Genomic DNA, 15,856 nt, shown 5'->3' with positions numbered 1-15,856 from the left:
ATCTAAAAAGAAAGGAGAATATGATATTTAGCTTCTATAGATATCATACAAATAAATATGAAAGTATTAGTAGCACATATTACATCGGAATGTAATGAACATATCTCCCATGTCGTAGATTTAGATGAATTTTTGCTATTGTATGGAGACGATTGCATAAAAGCAATGCATATTAAAGATGTTTTTGAGAAAAAAAATATTGAGCTAGTTCCTGCAATTTTTGCAGGTCTTAATCCAAGTGGGATGATTAAGCGTGAAGCCTTTGATTTTATTGTAAATAAAATTATAAATACAATTAGGGATAATATTAATGAAATAGATGGAATGTATCTTCAACTTCATGGTGCAAGCGGGATAAAGAATCTTGATGAAGTTTCCGGAGAGCATTATCTTATTAAGAAAATCAGAGAGGTCGTGGGTAAATACATGCCAATTGCGGTAGTAATGGATCCGCATGGAAATATAACCGAAAAATTGGCGAGAAATGTTAATTTAGTTCGTTGTTATAGAGAATCTCCACATTCGGATCAGGTAGATACAGAAAGATTAGTTGCTGAAAAATTTATTAATCTTTTAGAAAATAGAAGAGAAATGAAGCCGATTATTCGAAAATTACCAATTATGGTTGGGGGAGAAAGAAGTGTTTCAGCACAGGAACCTATGCTGACTATAAATGCAATGTTGGATGAAGCTGAAAAAGATTCCAGAGTTTTCTCGGATTCCTATCATGTAGGATATATTCGTCATGATGACGATAAATTAGGCGCGGCGGTTGTAGTTGTACCGAATACGCCACAGGATATCCAATATTGCGAAAAAATTGCAGACAAGATTTCAGAATATGCCTGGGCACATAGACAAGAATTTAAATTTAGCGGAAATTTTGATGAACCTGTCGAATCTGTAAAAAGAGCAATCAATTTTGCAGGGAAAACAGCAGTTATTACTGATTCAGGAGATAACTGTGGAGCAGGTGGAGCCGGCCAGAATACAGTTATCTTAAGAGAATTATTAAAATCCGATTTATGTGGGAAAAAAATACTTGTTGCAGGAATTAATGATCCGATAGCATATAGTAAAATGAATCTATATAAAATAGGAGACCATGTTTCAATTGATTTAGGAGTAGGAGAAGATGAATTGTCAACTCCGGTTCATATTGAAGGAACGTTGAAACAAATAGGTGAAGAAATGTATGGGTTATGTAGTTCATATGTTGTAGGTAAAGCATATACAGTAAATATTGATAATTCCTTTATTGACGTAATAATTCTAAATAAGAATATACAATATGGTAATATGGATCAATTCCATAAAGCCGGATTAGAATTTCATGACTATGATATTGCAGTTGTTAAAATGGGATATCTTGATACGTATTTAGTGCCTGAGACTGCATATCATATTATGGCGTTGACTGATGGCCCAACAGTGCAAAGGTCGGAAAGGATTCCTTTCAAACGCATTTATAGACCAATGTGGCCTATGGACGAATTTGAAGATTTAAAATATATTGATTAATTTTCATTAAGGATATCCTTAAATATAATAAAGCTGGGATGTTTTATGAAGAAAATTGTTGAAGTATGTGCAGGTAGTTATCAAGACTGTTTATCGGCTTATAAAGGAGGGGCCAATCGCGTTGAGCTTAACAGTGCATTAAGTGTTGGAGGATTGACCCCGAGTTTGGCAACTTTAATTCATGTAAAGAGAGAGACAAAATTAAATGTGGTATGTATGGTTCGCCCACGTGCTGCTGGATTTTGTTATGACGATTCAGATGCAATGATTATGATGGAAGATGCAAAGATCTTTTTAGAGAATGGTGCGGATGGCATTGCATTTGGATTTTTAAAAGCCGATAATAATGTAGATCTTGAAAAGACAAAAATAATGGCTGATTTGATTCACGGATGTCAAAAGGAGGCTGTTTTTCATCGAGCTTTTGATGTCTGCCCGAATCCACTAAAGACTATGGAAGAATTGATTTCTTGCAATGTGGACCGCGTTTTAACCAGTGGGCAAGAGGCAAAAGCGATGGAAGGAACTGAACTGATTCGGTTATTACAGATGAAATTTGGAAAGCGGATTCAAATCTTAGCAGGAAGTGGAATCAATGCAGATAATGCCAAAGAAATAATAGCCAAAACAGGAATTTGTCAAGTTCACTCTTCATGCAAAAATTATCGCACTGATCCAACAACTATAAGGAATAATGTAAGTTATTCATATCTTTCAGATCCGCATACAATGGATTACGATGTGGTCGATATAAAACTTGTTAAAAAATTGGTAAACTCACTTTAGGAGCGGGGTATCGGAGAATATCACGGCATCCTATTTCTATTATTCATCTTCTCAAAGCGATAAGGTTGCCCAGAAACTATTGGAAGGATTTCATGGGTATCTAGGAACTAGGAACGAATGCTGAATTGGATATGGAAATATAGACGACATAAAGAGAATCTATGCTGAGCTCATGTTCGCCGTTACCTGATCGAAAGCAGCCCATTAGATAACCAGGGAAAAGAGATACCTGAGTAAATATTCTTGTGTGGTTCCACCGCAAACGAAATAAAAAACAGCTGGGATTAGCTATTAACAATTAGGGTACAAACTTAAGCAAAATACATGAGGAGGAGATAAAATATGAAAAGGTTTTTAGACTTGGCAGCCTCAGATTTTAAAAACATAAGTAAAAAGGACCTTCTTAATTCTATTGTTGCGAGTGAAGGCAGGGTTCTAATGAGTGAAATTATCCCTCATCTCAACCCAACTCTTTACCAAATCTCTGATGCAGAATTAGCTGCAGCTATGGGCGCAGATATTATATTATTAAACATGCTTGATGTAAATAAACCTTTAATTAAAGGCATCCCAATAGAACAGGGTCCAGAAGCAGTTGAAGAACTTAAACGTCTTGTAGGCAGACCATTAGGAATAAACTTAGAACCTGTATCTGAAAGCATTGGACTTGAATTGCCCGAATTAAAATTTAATAAAGGTAGAAAAGCTACTACAGAAAACGCTATAAAAGCAAGGGACCTAGGTATAAAGTTTATACTTATAACCGGTAACCCAGGGATCGGTGTTGGAAATGCACAGATTGCTAAAGCTTTAAAAGAAATTAGCGCTGTTGTTGGTGATGACATAGTCCTCTGTGCTGGTAAAATGCACGCTGCATGTATCCTCTCTGAAGCAGGAGATAACATTATAAGTAAAAATGATATTGAAGAATTCGTAAAGTCCGGTGCTGATGTAATCCTTATTCCTGCCCCTGGTACTGTACCAGGAATAACCCTTGATATTGCTAAAAAACTTATTGCTTATGCACATAAACTTGGTGTAGCAACCTTAACTTCCATAGGAACTTCACAGGAAGGTGCGGATCCAGAGACAATTAGGGAGATTGCTTTAATGTGCAAAATGGCAGGAACTGATATCCATCATATTGGAGACTCCGGTTACCTAGGTATGGCACTACCTGAAAATATCAAAACATATAGCACAGCTATTAGAGGGATTCGTCATACTTATTTAAGGATGGCATGGTCTATTAACAGATAATAATTATAATTATACTTAGGCATTCCTGCTTCAGGGATGCCTTTTTGTACCATGAAAACTTCATGATAGTCGCTATACAAGACACATAACTTAGAAATATAGAGAGCACAAGGGGACGGTTCTTTTGTGTTGTAATAACTTCTAGTGTGTGATAAACTTAGTTAGAGGTGATTTTTATGCCAAGAAAAGCAAGAAAAAAAGTAGTACAGAAATATATCATGCAATGCTTAGAGGAATAAATGGACAAATAATATTTCAAGATAATGAAGACTATGAAAAGTTAGTTCAAACGATTAGAGAATATAAAGAAGTATGTGGGTATGAAATATATGCTTATTGTCTTATGGACAACTATATACATCTGTTGATAAAGGAAGAAAAAGAGGAATTAGGAATAGTATTTCGAAGAATAGGTACTAAATATGTATATTGGTATAATTGTAAATATGAAAGAAGCGGACATTTATTTCAAGATAGATATAAAAGTGAAGTAGTAGAAAATGATAAATATTTTTTAACAGTATTGCGGTATATATATCAAAATCCAGTTAAAGTGGGGATTGAGAATGATATAGCAAAATACCCATGGAGTAGCTATAATGAGTACTTAGGAAAGAAAGGCATTTGTGATACGAAGTTTGCATTTTATATTGTCCAGAGTAGGCCAATTACTACTTTATACCTAATCCCTGAAACAAAAGATCAAGAAAATCACGTTTACATATCTGTCGGTCACCAACAAATGATGACCGACCCCATGAAACCGTTGGGATTGTCTTTTTTCCTGTTGACGACTCGTGCATCCATGCGTAAGGCTGGTGGAAGGTTGTTTGTTGATATCACACATAATCTGGCTTCACCTGACAGCAGAGAAACTTTATTGGATGCCATGGGACAGCATGATCCGCTGATGAAAGATGCACTCATGACCATAATTGAGCGGAATTTTATAAAACTGATGCCGAATTATAAGCAAAAAAAGAGTCTCAGCCAAGGTAATAACGGGATATCGTCTTCGGATATTCAATCACAAATCGAAAACGATCCGGCAATCGTTTCTGATTTGATTAAGAAAAGCCAAACATCCAAACGAAATCAGGATCGGATTTATTTGATTTTATTCTGGAAGATATTCAGGAGTTAAGGAAGATTTTATTTGACCCACAAAGTTCGCGTGTGTTTATGGCTGCTATAAATGCTTCATTATGGATCAATGAAAAAATAAATAAGTGGTTAGGTGAAGAAAATGCAGCAGATACGCTTTCTCAATCTGTATCAAACAATATTACTTCGGAAATGGGTCTGGCACTATTGGATGTCGCAGATGTGATTCGTCCTTATCCGGAAGTAATTGATTATTTGCGACATGTAAAAGATGATAACTTTTTGGCTAAACTGGTTAAGTTTGATGGCGGACAGAAAACCAAAGGTGAAAAACCAACTACACTTGTCCCAATGATTCTCAGTAATATCAAAAACTTTGAGCCTAATACCGGCAAACGGAAATTTGAGCAAGGGCAAAAGGAAGCTTTGAAAAAAGAACAAGAGTTATTAGATCGATTGAAGCAATTGCCGGATGGTGAAGAAAAAGCTAAGAAGACAAAACGAATGATCAGCCTAATCAGGAATTTCATCGGTTATCGTGAATATCCAAAATACGGCATGATTAGGCGTTATTTATAAAAGAGAAGATATATATTATCTTACTTTTGAAGAATTCCGCGAAGTCGTATGCACAAATAAACTGGATTACCGGATCATCACCAAACGAAAAGAAGAGTACAAATTATATAAAAAACTAACTCCCCCACGCGTTATCACGTCTGATGGTGAAATCATTGCCGGAGAGTACAAACGAGAAAATCTCCCGGCGGGCGCTATTGTAGGGCTACCTGTTCTTCCGGGGTAATAGAGGGACGAGCACGTGTCATTTTAAACCTGGAAGATGCTGATTTAGAGGATGGAGATATATTAGTCACCTCCTTTACTGACCCTAGTTGGACACCATTATTTGTATCCATAAAAGGCTTAGTTACCGAAGTTGGTGGACTGATGACTCATGGAGCAGTTATTGCACGTGAATATGGCTTACCAGCAGTTGTCGGAGTAGAAAATATTAATAAACTGATAAAAGATGGGCAACGAATTCGCGTGCATGGAACAGAAGGGTATGTAGAAATCCTATAATGGAGAAGATATTTTTTACTCCTTTTGTATAAAGAAGCTTTATTTTACTCTAATTGAAGATATATATTAACCATGTAGCATCTCTGCTAAGGATGGTCAATTAATGATAAACAAACTTTTTGTGAATATTCAAGATGATATGCGGACGGATACTTCTGTTTAAGATAAGCTGCCATATCAAATAATATAAGCAACTAAAAGCAACCGGAAAACGAAAAATATTTCCGGCTGCTTTTAAATATAAGTTTAATCACTGGTTACCATAAAATGATAAATTATACTTTTAAATCTCTTCTTCGATAGAAGAAATATGTTAAAGCAAAGAAAACGGCTACGAGCAAAATTGAAAGGATAACAGCGCTGGAGCTTAAGCCCTTTCCCTTTATGATGTCTTCATAGCTGAAATATTTAAAAGGTGACAGTACTTTCAGAGCGTTTAGACGATCCGTCAAATCCGTAATTATATATATGACATATCCACCGAGCATTATTCCCGTGGCAAGGGAACCTGAAGTCTTTGGATTTTTCATTAATGCTGAGAGCAAAGCCCCAAGGGACATAAAAATCAGTTGAACTATAAACATACTCAATAGAAACATTGTTACTTCACCGGAAATATCACTTCCCTTGTTGTAAGAACTAACCATAATTATCGATGAAAATAGTGCAACAAGGTTAAGAATTAAGACGTTCACTAAGGCTGCGAGGAGCTTTGAAGTAACGATAGTAGTTCGTGACACGGGTTTTACCATCAGAAACTCAGCAGTTTTATCGCGTTCTTCTTTTGCAATTATGCCGCTTCCTAAAAGTGCGGCATGGATGGCAGCCGTAAGCTCAATGTAAAGAAACATGAGAGCAAAGAAACCGCTTATGGTCGTAACATCAAATGATCCGATTCCGAGTATTGCTTTCATTGTATGCGGCATTTTGTTGAAGACTTCATTGTTAGTTCCGCTGGAGGAATAAGCCGTATACTTGCTCATGCCGCTTACAACCAGCAGAAACATACAGACACTCCATATGATAATAGCTTTTCGATTAGCTTTTAATTCCCTCAAGAAAATATTCGTAATAAAACCTCCCTTGATTCAATCCGGAAGCATCTTTAGCTTACGGCATTAATATCTTTTTTTGTATAAATGATATAGGATACAATTATTGCGACGATTATAATAGCTGTACCGGCAATAAGATATGGTACTTCATATTCTGAGTTTTTAATGATATAAGTACTGTCAAAGTATTTAAAGGGTGATATAAAACGTTCTATGTCGTTGCCTTTATCTGTAGCAATCAATGCGCCTACAATGTAAAATCCAAAAACAGTGCCAAGTGAAATCGGGAGTACGTTTTTAATCTTTTTAAAGAATACCGAAATAACCATACCGATGGACAGAAAAATAAGCTGGACAAAAAGCAATGTAAGGTTAACCATGAAGAACAGCTTTACACTGTAATTCACTATTTCAACAACATTGACCATGATGTACAATGCGGCATAAAATACGGCATCAGTGGCAAGCATTATTGTTAGAGCCGCAAGGAGCTTTGCACTTACGATAGCCGAACGTGAAACAGGTTTAACAAGCAGAAAGTCCGCTGTTCTTTCCCGTGACTCCTTTGAAAGTATGGAAACGCCGAGATTCATGGCCTGTATAGCTCCACAAAGCGTGATAAAGGAAAATACCATAGAGTAAAATCCTAAAAATGATGTAATGTAGTTGATGTCGATTCCAAGCATTGACCTGACGGTGGCCGGGTAACCGCTAAGCAGTTCCTTAAAATCTTCCGCATCATTTGCCATTTCAGGATAGATTGAAATATATAATGCCGCCAGCCCTATTAAGGCGCATGTCCATATAATAGCTGACTTTCTCATAGACTTAAGCTCGTGCAAATACATATTCATATTGTTCAATCCTCCTTTGCATAATAATGCATGAAAATTTCCTCTAAATCAGGCTCGTCAATAGATATGTTGCTAAGTTCAATCTGGCTAATGCTTTTAATAATGGAATTAATGTTTCCTCTGAATATAAAGCTGGCCGTATTATCTTTGATTTTTAAGTCGTTCACGCCGTTTATATTGAAAATTCCTTTGGGAATATTAGATTTAGCCTCTATACTAATCCTTTTATAACTGTTTTCTTGAAGAGTACTCATCTTTTCAAGCTTGATAATTTTGCCTTCTTTGATGAAAGCTACTCTATTGCACATTTTTTGAACTTCGCCTAAAATATGTGAGGAAAAAAATACGGTTGCACCTTTTTTGTTTTCCTGGTCTATGAGTTCGAAGAATCTTTGCTGCATCAGCGGATCAAGGCCGCTTGTGGGTTCATCGAGTATGATAAGCTTCGGTTCGTGCAGTAATCCCTGTACGATGCCTACTTTTTTCTTATTTCCGAAGGAAAGGTCGTCAATCTTCTTTTTTAAATCCAGGTTCATTATTTCTGCAAGTTCGTTTATACGCTTTGTACAGTCTTTTTTATAGAAACTGGCGGAATATTTGAGCAAGTCATAAACTTTCATATTGTCGTAATAAAAGACTTCCGAAGGTAGATATCCGATTTCTTTTCTGATTTCAGGGTGATCGATGCAGTTTTTTCCGAATATGGTTGCACTGCCGCTTGTAGGATATATAAGCCCAAGCAACGTGCGGATAGTTGTCGATTTTCCTGCTCCGTTAGGTCCGATGAACCCAAAAACCTCTCCATCTTCAATATTCAGATTTACATCGATGATGCCTCTTGATTTACCGTAACTTTTTGTAAGATTTTTAGTTTCGATAACACTCATATAAATGTCCTCCTGTATTTTCATTTAAAAAAATTCCTAATAAATTAATATTCAGATATTTTATTTGCATCGATCATAAATATTCTTTTTTGTATAAATTATTTTTAAGTAAATTAATGCATTCCTCAAATTCTTTGCATAATGAATCAAGATTTACGCTGACTTTGCTCGATGCCATATTTATACATCCATAACCAAACAACGTAAGCATTTTCATTACAAGTTTCGGGTCGACATCATCTTTAAATTTCGAAGCATCCATACCTTTGAAAGCAATCTTGCTTCTGAAATTTTTACCTTCACTGCTTGAAAAAATAGCATCTTTATCAACTTTTACTTCACTATCGCTTTCGAAATATGCACTGGTTAAAAATGAAAAAATTGCAGGATGTTTTTTCATAATTGAAATTTCAATACGAGTAGCGAGAACAATTCTGTCAAAGAAATCAGTAATACTATTATCGAACCTTTCATTCATTTCGTTCTTAAAAATATTGCCGCATAGATTAATTAAATAAAGATATAATGATTTTTTAGTTCCGAAGTAATGAAATATCATCGCCTTTGAAATTCCGGCGGCAGAGGCTATATCTCTTGCCGATGTTTTTTTATAGCCATTTGTGCCAAAGGATGTAAGGGCAGCGTCGATAATTGTATTCTGTTTTTCTACAGGCAGATTTAAGAATTTCTCCAAAAAATCACCTCACAAAACAAATGATATTAACCGAATCGGTTTATAAAAGTATAGCATGATAAACCGATTTGGTCAATATATATTTAAAAATATTTTTGTAACTATAATTTGTAACTATAATTTGTAACTATAAATTGCGAGTTTAATTGCTTATTATGTTCATTGCCATGGCAGTGAACAAATTTTGCCCATTGGTTATACTTTGTAATGTCGACACCTACTACTAAAGTTTTGAAAGTAACTGTTTCAAATTCTTGAAATGAATGTAAGATATTTGAAGACTCTTATATCCGGCTGACTTACGAGGTGATGAGCTAATTGAATAATATAACGTGGCGAAAAACGTGGCAAAACCTGTTTAAAAACAGGTGATTACCGTCAATAAGAAATGAGCAGTTAAGGTAATTATGTTAAAAAACAAACTATATGTAAATGGACAGAAGGTCTATGAATTAGTTGAAAATAAGCTGACTTATTATTTTAAGAATAGCAGGGTAAAAGCGGAAGGTGCTTATAAAAGTGGTCTGATAGAGGGACATAGAGCAACGCATTTTTTGCTGAAAACGCAAGTGGCGGCGGAATTATATCTCAGTTAAAAGCATACTAATGGCAAAAGCAATAACAGCAGTCACTCCTCCCCATGCTAAATCCTTTGGCATGTGCCTCTTCAATGTCAAGGATGCCCATATAATGAAAACAAATAGTACGGCACAAGGCAGAACGCTTTTCCATCCGATAAAGTAAACCATCAGAACCAGTGGTCCTGTAATACAGCAGGAATGACCGCTGGCACGGATTTTTATGAGTTTATTGAATATAATAAGGACAAAAACGGAGATGAAATAGGTGAGATAGATCAACATCATGTCCCGGGTTACGTGCGCTGCCAGTCCGTAAACCAGTGCTGCCAGATATCCGACAAAATTTAAAATAAAAGCAAGGCTTCGTTGCCCTTCACGGCCTTTTCTTTTCCAGGCTGGTATTAACATAGACAATGGATATGAGAGTAACGGAACGATTCCCAAAAGTAAAATAGATATTATCAATTCTGTATGTCCGGAGATGATCCCATCCTTTGTAAAATAAAGAATGATTAGAAGTAAGCAGACCATCACAGGCGGTACTGTAACGGTTCGTATGATTTTTGCTATTTTTTCTTTTTTAGTCATTTCTTTTATTCCTCCCCAAAATAGTGCCATATCATCTTTCAAATTTTTTATTTAGTTTGATATTTCCTGGCATAAATTTATTCGTTGGTATTCAGAGCTTTTTGCTTTACGATTTTTATAAATCGGAAAGCAATAGGAGAATTCCATGGTAACACATATACTGAAAATCAGGTACAGTATAATTCATGCCTGTCAGTTGAACTGCTCTAAGCTGCTTTTCTGATAAATATGTCATTGGGTGAAGTCCAAGGATATATGGAAAAAGCACAGATGTAAAAGTATCTTTTGCTTTTTTAGAGGCGTTTGGAAAGTATTTATTTACACTCTCATTGATCGTTCCAAAGATGCGAAATACTGTCTTTTTAAAGTCTGCTATTTTTTCAACCCTACTGTTCTTTTCTAAGAATATAAAAAGAATGGAGAGCAATTTTAACATCTTATCATGGGATTGTAAACTTTTGGTTATAGAAATACTGTACTGCTCCTTCGTCATGCTACTGGTTGAATTCATAATATCTAAAAAATCAGCCTGCCAATGCAGCATTTCCCGTTTAAGAAGATCCAATAGGATTTCATCTTTTGTCTGATAATAATTGTAAATTGATGGGCGGGTGAAAGATGTCATTTTGGAAATCGCCTTAAAGTTTACCCCGTCGTATCCGCTTTGACTGAACAGAACATCACATGCATGGATAATTTCTTCCTGCCTGTTAATAATTTGTTCTTGTGTTCTTGCCCTAATAAATTCCATACTTATAATCTCCTCATGCCTCTAATAATAATATATAACTGACACTGTGTCAATAATTATTTTACACAGTGTCAGTTATATTAAAAAAAGTCAAGAAAGAACAGCACAGAAATATATTGATGCTTAGAGAAATAAACAGACAGATAATATTTAAAGATAATGAAGATTATAAGAAATTAATTTAAATAATTAATAAATATAGGGGAATATACGAATATAAAATACATGTTTTTCATCTTATGAGTAATCAAATAAAATTGCTAATTAGAGAAGAAGAAAAAGATATTTGTTATACAAATTTTGATTTTAACCTTGTAAAGGGAATAAAAACACATGTATAGATAACAAAAAAATTTTGACTTTTATAGTTGATTTTCCGAATAACATATGTTAATATTAACATATGTTATTCGGAAAAGGGGGAATAAGATATGTCAATTAAATATGCAATTTTAGGAATTTTAAGTTATAATTCTTTTACTGGGTATGAATTAAAAAAAATTATAAGGGATTCATCATTTATGTATTGGTCCGGAAACAATAACCAAATATACAAATCATTAATAGAGCTTCTTGACGGAGGGCTTGTTACGAGTGAAGTTCGTTATCAGGAAAGCTCTCCTTCAAAAAAAATTTATACAATTACTGAAGAAGGATTGGATGAACTGAAAAAATGGCTGCTTTCTTCTCCAGAGCCTCCTGAATTTAAAAAAACTTTTTTGATTCAACTTGCTTGGGCGGATCAACTCAGTACAGATGAATTGAATACTTTGTTATCTCAATATGAAGATGAAATTAAAATGCAAGTTATATTACAACAGGAGATGAGACGCAGACAGGCCTTTTCTCCCAACAGAACTCCAAGAGAAGGATTTATATGGGATATGATTTATCAAAATATCATTTCTTCTTACGAGAATGAGTTGGAATGGATAAAAAGATTGCGCACTGAACTTTTTTGTAACCATAACGAGGAGGAGATAAACACGATGAATTATGCTGTTGTTAAAAGAAAGGATAAAAAATATATTGAATGTGCTTCAGCGAAAACACCAATCCACAATGAACAAAATGCATTGGATTTAATTGCTGCCTGCATTGAACACGATACTAATCTGTTAATGATCCATATGGAAGCTTTAGATGATGATTTTTTCAGGCTGAGTACAGGGTTGGCAGGAGATGTATTACAAAAGTTTATAAATTATAACATAAAAGTGACAATTGTTGTTACGGACGGTCAAAAAGTTAGGGGAAAGTTTAAGGAGTTTTTATCCGAATCTAATAAAGGAGATAACTTTAGGGCATTTAATGACAAAAATGAAGCTGAAAATTGGCTTTTAGATTTGTAATGAAAGGAATGAAAAAAATAAATATAATAAGAAGAATCGGTATTGTTTTTTTTGTTTTACTGGTTGGAGCATTAACCGCCGGATATATATATCAAATGATGAGCGTTAAAAAAGATGAAAAATTATATAAACCTCCGGGTACGCTTTATAAGGTCGGAAATAAAAAGATGCATCTGTATGAAGGAGGTAGTGGAGATGCAACTGTAGTATTTGCTGCAGGTTGGGGAACGGTGAATCCCTATGTTGATTTTTATCCTCTTTATGGAAACATATCGAAATTTGCAAAATTTATAGTTTATGATAAATTTGGATATGGATACAGTGATACTACGGACAAAAAACGAGAAATTGATGTAATAGTTGATGAAATCCATGAGATTCTGACTGTTTCAGGGCAAAAACCACCCTATATTTTTGTAGGCCATTCATTGGCTTCCCTTGAAATAATAAGGTATTCCCAATTGTATAAAAACGAAGTGAAAGGAATTGTTTTGATCGATGGGGGAAATCCTGAGCTTTATGCCAAAACAAAGCCGATTACCTTTATCAGTACTTTTCAAAGACAGCTGATAAATTTTGGCATAGCGAGAGTACTATATAAGACAAATGGTTTTGCGGATTATGTAAATTCCCAACGTAACGGGCTTAGGCTTTTGCCTTCGGAGCTGAAGAAATTGGATGAAACTGCTACCCTTCTTAAGGGAAATAACGAAAATATTATTGATGAAATGAAAAAAAGCCAGGAAAATGCTAAAAAGGTTGTCAACGCAGGGAAACTTCAAGATATACCGTTGACAATCATAACCAGTGGCGATTTTGGCAATGTAAGTAAAGAATGGTTGGACAGCCAGAAAAAAATGATGGAATGGTCGAATAACAGTAGGCAGTTTGTAGTAAAAGATTCAAAACATTATATTCATCAATACCATCCGGAAATTATTGCTGATGAAATAATTAATATAATAAATAAAAAATGATAAGTGAAGAATCGATTAATATAAATACTGTAAAATCAGGAGGTTTATTTATGCATACGAAATTAATAAAATTGAATTTGCAAAAATTTTATAATCACGAAGCGTCATTAAGAAATGCTAACTCAAAAGAGGACTGGAAGAAAAATCAAAGGGATTATTTTTATAATAATTATATAAAGGCTGAAAATAAACGGTCTTTGCTGGAAATCGGGGCAGGGACTGGTGAAGACAGTCAGTTTTTTATGAAATGTGGATTAAGAGTTACCGCCGTCGATCTGTCAAGCGAAATGGTTAATATCTGCCGTAAAAAATCTGTAGAAGCATATGAGTGGGATTTCTACGATATTGCCGCTTTAAACAGAAAATTTGATTGTATCTGGTCTATGAATAGTCTCCTGCACGTTCCGAAGCCGGATTTATCACATGTATTGAATGAAATTGATTCAGTTTTAAATGAAAACGGCTTGTTCTATATGGGTGTATATGGTGGTATTGATACAGAGATCAATTATATTAATGAAATTTCTGATGTTCCACGCTATTTCTCCTATTATTCCGAGTATAAATTGAAAGAGATATTAAGGGGTATATTTGAAATCATCGAATTTAAACAAATGGACGTTGGCAGAAATACTGACTTTCAGGCCGCGATTATGAGAACGAAAAAATAGTTTTTACTGCGGGAATTTTTGATTGCAAACCATTAAGTGAGCAATAGATTTGGGAGTGGGAAGATAATGATTAAGACAATTATAAAAGAAGTCGGTCTTCAATTTGATACAAGCGACAAGGTGTTTTCACCTTCCGCAATTGATAAAGGTACGTCAGCGATGCTTGCAGAGGTGGAATTTTTCCCGACTGATAAGGTTCTGGATTTGGGATGTGGATATGGTGTAGTAGGTATTTTAGCAGCAAAAATGATAGGTGAAGACAATGTAGTTATGTGTGATATATCGGAAGAAGCGATAAGGCTTGCTAAAAAGAATGCAGAATATAATTTGGTGGGAAAGGTAAATATAGTGCGAAGCAATGGATTTGAACATATAAGAGAAAATGATTTTACCATTATTTTGAGCAATCCACCTTATCATGCCGACTTTTCCGTAGCAAAAAACTTTATTGAGAATAGTTTCACCCGATTAATCTTGGGCGGCAAACTGCTTATGGTTACAAAACGTTTTGACTGGTATAAAAACAAAATTACATCTGTGTTTGGAGGGTGTAAAGTTATTGAAAAAGATGGCTATTTTGTTTTTGTTGCGGAGAAACGCTCCGATAAAAAACCTATTAAGAAAAAAATACAACAGCATTTATCGAAAAAATTAGAACGTAAAAAAAGGAAACAAACTTAAGCCACGTTTAAGGTATTATAGAGATATGATGGATTTTACCCTGCTATCTTTTTTATCTCCTCAAGACACGTTGATACGATGATGTATTGTGGTTTAGAAATCATAAAGGTTTTATTCAAGTACTTTAATTCCAGTCATAATCATCTGTTCAGCCAAGGAAGCCATGTGTTCTGGGGATTCCTTCAGCTCATTTTCCAGCCAATTCTGTAAAAGCCCAATGCAACCGGATACGATAAAGGAGTAAAAATACTCGAAGTTTTGAGATTTTCCCGTGTTGAATATCTCCATCCAATCGTTCAAGCATCGATGTTTTACCAAATCTTTTAGTCTATTGACAAATGCCATATCGCCATTTTTACTTGTAAGTACTCTGCACATATCAGAGTTTTCAGCGACAAAACGAAATACATCAATAAGCATCGGCAGTGGTTTTCCGTTTAAAGATTTTGATGGATGTCTGGCTAATACATTGTGAAAATCCTTGAACATTTCCTTTTCAATCTGTTCAATCATATCGAATATATCTTTATAGTGTAAATAGAAGGTTCCCCTGTTAATATCGACTCGCTCAGATAACTCTCTGACAGTAATATCTTTCGCACTTTTTTCTTCAAGCAGTTCCGTTAAACCTTGGCGGAGCAGCTTTTTTGTTTTTCGGACACGACGGTCTGTACTCTCGTTACCCATAATTTTTCTCCTTAATTAACATTTATTTTAAACAATGTTGATTAATTGACATTACAAAACTAATGTGATTATTGTTATTTATTACACTTCTTATTATAATAGACTTGTGTCAATTAATCAACTATAGTTTTGAATCGAGTTAAAAATTTATAAATCATTTTTGATTCTTTTGGCACTATAGAAATTTATTAATTAAGTAGAAGGAGACAATAATCATGCCATTTGTAGAATTCGAAAATGTCCGCAAAGTATACCAAAGCGGCGAAGTAAAAGTTGAAGCAATTAGAGGCGTTGACTTTACGATAAACAAAGGAGAGCTTGTTC

18 protein-coding genes are annotated in these 15,856 nt (G+C 34.8%); 11 read left to right on the top strand and 7 right to left on the bottom strand.

The window, feature by feature from the left end; all coding sequences use genetic code 11:
• Nucleotides 1–57 precede the first annotated feature (57 nt).
• The 6 genes from PP176A_RS04380 (at nucleotide 58) to PP176A_RS16720 (ending at nucleotide 5,754) form a co-directional block, all read left to right on the top strand.
• On the top strand, nucleotides 58–1,521 hold the full coding sequence (locus PP176A_RS04380; protein WP_071139245.1) for a M81 family metallopeptidase: 1,464 nt from the start codon (nucleotides 58–60) through the stop codon (nucleotides 1,519–1,521).
• A 45-nt stretch (nucleotides 1,522–1,566) separates the two neighbouring features.
• Nucleotides 1,567–2,307, top strand: coding sequence for a copper homeostasis protein CutC (locus PP176A_RS04375; RefSeq protein ID WP_071139244.1), 741 nt, complete (start codon nucleotides 1,567–1,569; stop codon nucleotides 2,305–2,307).
• Nucleotides 2,308–2,649: 342 nt separating this feature from the next.
• Nucleotides 2,650–3,567: a DUF7916 family protein gene (locus PP176A_RS04370; RefSeq protein ID WP_071139243.1), complete on the top strand. Its 918-nt coding sequence runs from the start codon at nucleotides 2,650–2,652 to the stop codon at nucleotides 3,565–3,567.
• A gap of 148 nt (nucleotides 3,568–3,715) precedes the next feature.
• The gene (locus PP176A_RS16505; protein WP_234958800.1) at nucleotides 3,716–4,711 is read left to right on the top strand and encodes a transposase; all 996 of its coding nucleotides are present in this window, start codon (nucleotides 3,716–3,718) and stop codon (nucleotides 4,709–4,711) included.
• Nucleotides 4,712–4,749: 38 nt separating this feature from the next.
• On the top strand, nucleotides 4,750–5,250 hold the full coding sequence (locus PP176A_RS16500; RefSeq protein WP_234958796.1) for a hypothetical protein: 501 nt from the start codon (nucleotides 4,750–4,752) through the stop codon (nucleotides 5,248–5,250).
• 225 nt (nucleotides 5,251–5,475) lie between these two features.
• Complete coding sequence (locus tag PP176A_RS16720; RefSeq protein WP_320054951.1) at nucleotides 5,476–5,754, top strand: PEP-utilizing enzyme; 279 nt, start codon at nucleotides 5,476–5,478, stop codon at nucleotides 5,752–5,754.
• A 275-nt stretch (nucleotides 5,755–6,029) separates the two neighbouring features.
• Here the strand turns inward: PP176A_RS16720 and PP176A_RS04360 are convergent, their stop codons facing one another.
• The 4 genes from PP176A_RS04360 to PP176A_RS04345 form a co-directional block, all read right to left on the bottom strand.
• Nucleotides 6,030–6,812 (bottom strand): ABC transporter permease subunit, encoded by a 783-nt coding sequence (locus PP176A_RS04360; protein ID WP_200796017.1) that lies wholly within the window; start codon nucleotides 6,810–6,812, stop codon nucleotides 6,030–6,032.
• 47 nt (nucleotides 6,813–6,859) lie between these two features.
• The gene (locus PP176A_RS04355; RefSeq protein ID WP_071139241.1) at nucleotides 6,860–7,663 is read right to left on the bottom strand and encodes an ABC transporter permease subunit; all 804 of its coding nucleotides are present in this window, start codon (nucleotides 7,661–7,663) and stop codon (nucleotides 6,860–6,862) included.
• A gap of 5 nt (nucleotides 7,664–7,668) precedes the next feature.
• Nucleotides 7,669–8,550 (bottom strand): ABC transporter ATP-binding protein, encoded by an 882-nt coding sequence (locus PP176A_RS04350; protein ID WP_071139240.1) that lies wholly within the window; start codon nucleotides 8,548–8,550, stop codon nucleotides 7,669–7,671.
• A gap of 73 nt (nucleotides 8,551–8,623) precedes the next feature.
• Nucleotides 8,624–9,244 carry a TetR/AcrR family transcriptional regulator gene (locus tag PP176A_RS04345; protein ID WP_071139239.1) on the bottom strand — a complete coding sequence of 207 codons (621 nt, stop codon included), beginning with the start codon at nucleotides 9,242–9,244 and terminating at the stop codon, nucleotides 8,624–8,626.
• A 407-nt stretch (nucleotides 9,245–9,651) separates the two neighbouring features.
• On the opposite strand from PP176A_RS04345, the gene PP176A_RS04340 reads away from it, so the two are divergent.
• Nucleotides 9,652–9,840 (top strand): hypothetical protein, encoded by a 189-nt coding sequence (locus PP176A_RS04340; RefSeq protein WP_071139238.1) that lies wholly within the window; start codon nucleotides 9,652–9,654, stop codon nucleotides 9,838–9,840.
• On the opposite strand, the gene PP176A_RS04335 is transcribed toward PP176A_RS04340, so the two are convergent.
• Together PP176A_RS04335 and PP176A_RS04330 are read right to left on the bottom strand one after the other, a co-directional pair.
• On the bottom strand, nucleotides 9,826–10,443 hold the full coding sequence (locus tag PP176A_RS04335) for a hypothetical protein (RefSeq protein ID WP_159429033.1): 618 nt from the start codon (nucleotides 10,441–10,443) through the stop codon (nucleotides 9,826–9,828). The two genes, PP176A_RS04340 and PP176A_RS04335, sit on opposite strands and share 15 nt — an antisense overlap.
• 85 nt (nucleotides 10,444–10,528) lie before the next feature.
• Nucleotides 10,529–11,164 (bottom strand): TetR family transcriptional regulator, encoded by a 636-nt coding sequence (locus tag PP176A_RS04330; RefSeq protein ID WP_071139236.1) that lies wholly within the window; start codon nucleotides 11,162–11,164, stop codon nucleotides 10,529–10,531.
• 431 nt (nucleotides 11,165–11,595) lie between these two features.
• Here PP176A_RS04330 and PP176A_RS04325 point away from each other — a divergent pair, with 431 nt between their 5' ends.
• The 4 genes from PP176A_RS04325 (at nucleotide 11,596) to PP176A_RS04310 (ending at nucleotide 14,845) form a co-directional block, all read left to right on the top strand.
• On the top strand, nucleotides 11,596–12,516 hold the full coding sequence (locus PP176A_RS04325) for a DUF4180 domain-containing protein (RefSeq protein ID WP_071139235.1): 921 nt from the start codon (nucleotides 11,596–11,598) through the stop codon (nucleotides 12,514–12,516).
• On the top strand, nucleotides 12,498–13,493 hold the full coding sequence (locus PP176A_RS04320) for an alpha/beta fold hydrolase (RefSeq protein WP_200796015.1): 996 nt from the start codon (nucleotides 12,498–12,500) through the stop codon (nucleotides 13,491–13,493). The genes PP176A_RS04325 and PP176A_RS04320 overlap by 19 nt, the downstream gene beginning before the upstream one ends.
• Nucleotides 13,494–13,543: 50 nt before the next feature.
• On the top strand, nucleotides 13,544–14,164 hold the full coding sequence (locus PP176A_RS04315; protein ID WP_071139234.1) for a class I SAM-dependent methyltransferase: 621 nt from the start codon (nucleotides 13,544–13,546) through the stop codon (nucleotides 14,162–14,164).
• Nucleotides 14,165–14,230: 66 nt separating this feature from the next.
• Nucleotides 14,231–14,845, top strand: a complete 615-nt coding sequence (locus tag PP176A_RS04310; RefSeq protein WP_071139233.1) for a class I SAM-dependent methyltransferase — start codon at nucleotides 14,231–14,233, stop codon at nucleotides 14,843–14,845.
• 111 nt (nucleotides 14,846–14,956) lie between these two features.
• Here the strand turns inward: PP176A_RS04310 and PP176A_RS04305 are convergent, their stop codons facing one another.
• Nucleotides 14,957–15,532, bottom strand: a complete 576-nt coding sequence (locus tag PP176A_RS04305; protein ID WP_071139232.1) for a TetR/AcrR family transcriptional regulator — start codon at nucleotides 15,530–15,532, stop codon at nucleotides 14,957–14,959.
• Nucleotides 15,533–15,856: the final 324 nt, after the last annotated feature.

Source organism: Sporanaerobacter sp. PP17-6a (genome assembly GCF_900095615.1).
Lineage (GTDB): Bacteria > Bacillota > Clostridia > Tissierellales > Acidilutibacteraceae > Acidilutibacter > Acidilutibacter cellobiosedens.
Note: the sequence above shows the minus strand (reverse complement) of the source record. Positions and strands in the feature narration are given on the sequence as shown.